Annotated in this window: 5 protein-coding genes; 4 read left to right on the forward strand and 1 reads right to left on the reverse strand. The window is 72.3% G+C overall.

Going from position 1 to position 2,971, the window contains the following annotated elements; translation table 11 throughout:
* Positions 1-186: 186 nt before the first annotated feature.
* The 4 genes from AB0C29_RS41325 (at position 187) to AB0C29_RS41340 (ending at position 2,061) form a co-directional block, all read left to right on the forward strand.
* Complete coding sequence (locus tag AB0C29_RS41325; RefSeq protein ID WP_360832683.1) at positions 187-648, forward strand: DUF5709 domain-containing protein; 462 nt, start codon at positions 187-189, stop codon at positions 646-648.
* Between the two features lie 54 nt (positions 649-702).
* A complete protein-coding gene (locus AB0C29_RS41330; protein ID WP_360832686.1) occupies positions 703-825 on the forward strand; it encodes a hypothetical protein in 123 nt (40 codons plus the stop codon).
* Positions 826-903: 78 nt separating this feature from the next.
* Positions 904-1,686: a glycosyltransferase family 2 protein gene (locus AB0C29_RS41335; RefSeq protein ID WP_360832689.1), complete on the forward strand. Its 783-nt coding sequence runs from the start codon at positions 904-906 to the stop codon at positions 1,684-1,686.
* Between the two features lie 135 nt (positions 1,687-1,821).
* Positions 1,822-2,061, forward strand: a complete 240-nt coding sequence (locus AB0C29_RS41340) for a hypothetical protein (protein WP_360832692.1) — start codon at positions 1,822-1,824, stop codon at positions 2,059-2,061.
* 9 nt (positions 2,062-2,070) lie between these two features.
* Here AB0C29_RS41340 and AB0C29_RS41345 read toward each other — a convergent pair.
* Positions 2,071-2,971, reverse strand: a 901-nt coding sequence (locus AB0C29_RS41345; RefSeq protein ID WP_360832695.1) for a S41 family peptidase, incomplete at its 5' end; no start/stop codon positions are given.

The raw sequence follows: 2,971 nt of genomic DNA on the forward strand, positions 1-2,971 counted from the left end.
GGAGCCGCGCCTGGTCGCGCCGGCGTGGTGGGGCGCCGACCGCTCGGGCCGCATCCTGACGGGCGCGGCCCTTGAGCTGGCCGGAGTGGTCAGTCCCCGGACGCACCCGGACCAGGTGGTGCTTTATGAAGCGAGCAAGGTCTAGCCTCGCGGCAGTGCCTGTACGAGATCACCCCAGGAGAGACGATGACCCAAGCTGACGGCAGCGACGACCAGTGGGACGCGGTCGAGGACGACGGCGTGCTGGACAACTCGGACACCCTCGACGGTGACCCGGCCGGTGACCCGCTGGACGTCGGCTACCAGGCCGCCGACCGGTGGTCCGGCGCCGACCGGTTCGGCACCACCGCGGCCGAGCAGCGGCAGGGCGAGTCGCTCGACCAGCTGCTGGCCGAGGAGGAGCCGGACGTCGACCCGTACGCGGATCCGGACCCGGACGCCGACGAGGACGACATCGCCCGCCGCGGCTCGGAGCAGGACCCGCGCTCGGGCCGGCTGTTCGCCGAGGACGAGGGCCTCGGCCCGGACGAGGAACGCGACGCGGTCGCCTTCGACGCGGGCATCGACTCCGGCGCGGCGAGCGCCGAGGAGGCTGCCATTCACGTCACCGATGACCCGAACGGGCCCGGCGAGGGTCCGCGGCTCTAACCGCTCTCCGCACTTCCCGGCCCATCCGCCCACCGGTCTCGTGACCTTGGGCGGGTGGGCTTTCGCGTGTCCGGGCAGGTCGCCGCCATCGTGAACGCCGCCGGCCCGCCGCGCATGCCGGTCCGGCGCTACGTCCGGGGGCGGGCCGGCGACGGACGGATGACCTCCGTCGCGTGATTACCGGACCGGGCCGGTGCCCCTATGTTTCGAGGGCCACACATCGACCGCATCCACTGAATGGATCAAGGAACTCCGATGACCCCCGGACCCGGCACGACCGCTGCGGCAGGTCCCCGCCACAGCGTCAGCAGCACCCGGATCCCCGCGCCGCGGCTCGCCGGTGAGCAGACCCGGCGGGTGACCGTGCGGCGGCGGCTGCTTCGCGTGGTGGCCGTCGTGCCCGCGTACAACGAGGCGGCGGCGATCGCCGACACGATCGCGTCGCTGCAGCGCCAGACCCGGCCACCGGACCGCATCGTGGTGGTGCCCAACAACTGCACCGACGCCACCGCCGAGGTCGCCACGCGGGCCGGGGCGCACGTGCTGGCGTACCCGGGGCACAACCCGGACAAGAAGGCCGGGGCGATCAACTACGCGCTGGACCGGATGGAGCCGTTCCTCGACGACCCGTGGAACTGGGCCGTCCTGGTCATGGACGCCGACACCACCCTGTCACCGGAGTTCCTCGAGGTGGCGGAGCGCAACCTCACCTCCGGGGTCGGCGGCGTGGGCGGGACCTTCTCCGGCCGGCCCTGCGCGAGCGTGCTGGGCTACCTGCAACGGATGGAGTTCCACCGGTACGGCCAGGTCGCCAAGCGGATGGGTGAGCGGGCCTTCGTGCTCACCGACACCGGCACCCTGTTCAGCTACGGCGCCCTGCTCGATGTCCGTGAGCAGCGGCGGACCGCGACCCTGCTGCCGGCCGGGCAGAGCTGCTGTCCGCGCTGGTCGCCGCCTTCTATCTGGTCGCGCTGGCGGTGTCGCTCGCGGTGCTCGGCGGCGTGGACTTCCAGTGGTACTGGACGCTTCCGTCGCTGATCCTGCTGGCCGAACGGGTCTGGAGCGTCTGGGCCATGGGGCCGCGCGCCCGCGGCGACAAGGGCGCCTGGGTCGCCACCTGATCTCCGGCGGCCATCTTCCATCGACGAAAGGCACTGAAACGTGTATTCCGGCATGCTCCCCAAGACCGGCATCGGCCTCACCCTGGGCGGGCTGACCATGGGCGTCCTGAACCTGCTCTGGCTGGGCATCGCGCTGGCGGTGCTCGGCGGTGCGCTCATCACCCTGACCAAGTTCGGTCCGCGGATCGCCGTCGAGCCCGTGCCGGTCGGGGTACGCGGCAGCCGGTTCCGGCTGACCTTCAACGGCCGCCCGGTGACCGTACGCAGCGCCCCACGGCACCGCCGCCGCTGACCTCCCCGCTCAGGCAGCCTCCGCCAGGGCTGCCTTCGCCTCGGCCAGCACCGACGCCGGAGCCGAGGTCGTGAGCACGTGTTCGAGCGCCTTGCCGTACGCGAGATCGAACGCCGCCGCGGCCGGCACCGCGATGTCCGGCACCACCCCCGTGCCCTCCCAGTTGCCGCCGGTCACCGGGTTGACCGAGCGGGCCAGCGGCACGGTGATCTCGACGGTCGCGGTGATGGGGAAGACCTCGGTGGGGTGGGCGCCGCCCCGGGTGGTCTCCCCGATCAGCGTCGCGCGGCCCAGTGCCTGCAGGTTGTAGCAGAACTCCTCGCCCGCCGAGAACGTGGCGTCGCTGGTCAGCACGAAGACGGGCCGGTCCGGGTACCGCTCGCCGGGCAGGTGGGCCAGGGTCCAGAACTGCCGGGTACGCCCGGACGGGCCGTCGTAGATGTCGTTCAGATGCGTCTCGTCGTCGGGGAACAGATAGCTGAGCCAGAATGTGACGCCGTTGGGCGCGCCGCCGCGGTTCTTGCGCAGGTCGATGATCAGGGCTTCGGTGTGCACGATGAGCTCCATCGCCGCGGCGATGGCCCGGCCGCCCACCGAGGCGTCGGCGATCTGCCGGAGGTCGAGGTAGCCGACGTTGCCGTCGAGCCGCTCGACCCGGGCGATGCCGTAGTTGGCGTACCGCAGACCCTCTTTGTAGGCCGCCTCCAGCTCGTTCCGGGTCCGCACGTCCTGCAGCGCCGTCTCCCGGGTCCGGACGCGCAGGTGCTTGTCGGCGCAGACCTCGGCCAGGTCGGCCGTGAGCCGTGCGCCCAGGGTCTCCTCGTCCAGCCCGTCGTATTCGCCGGCCGCCCGGCGACGCCGGATCGCGTCGGCCGCCGTCGCGGCCTTCTCCGGGAAGATGTAGTTGGCG

The sequence above is a fragment of the Actinoplanes sp. NPDC048791 genome, assembly GCF_040650095.1.
In the GTDB taxonomy this organism is placed as follows: domain Bacteria; phylum Actinomycetota; class Actinomycetes; order Mycobacteriales; family Micromonosporaceae; genus Actinoplanes.